The 294-nt window shown below is 60.5% G+C and carries 1 protein-coding gene; it reads right to left on the reverse strand.

The genetic code is table 11. The features are described from left to right. Positions 1–32 precede the first annotated feature (32 nt). The coding region (locus tag AC3XQU_RS23680; RefSeq protein WP_489876584.1) for a hypothetical protein at positions 33–294 on the reverse strand (262 nt) is incomplete at its 5' end.

A 294-nucleotide genomic window follows, 5' to 3' on the forward strand; every position in this document is an offset into this window, starting at 1 on the left:
GTGGGGTCAGAGCCCCACGGTTCAGCCACTACCTAGCGGCGGTTGCGTCCGGCGAGCTCACGACGCTGCGCTCGGTTCAACTGCGGAGTCCAACGATCGATCAGTGCGAGGACAATCTTCTCCAGGATTGCCTGGTCGAAATCATCTCCCGGCGCCATCAACCGGTCCTCGATGTACATCAACGACGCGTCGTCGAAGACGTGCGTGATGAGACGCCACACCGCGTGAGCCTTGTCAGCTGCGTTGGAGGACTTCGACATTGCACCGATCAGAAGGTTCCACGCTGCTGGTTCG

Source organism: Telluria sp. AZSoR62, from assembly GCF_058111565.1.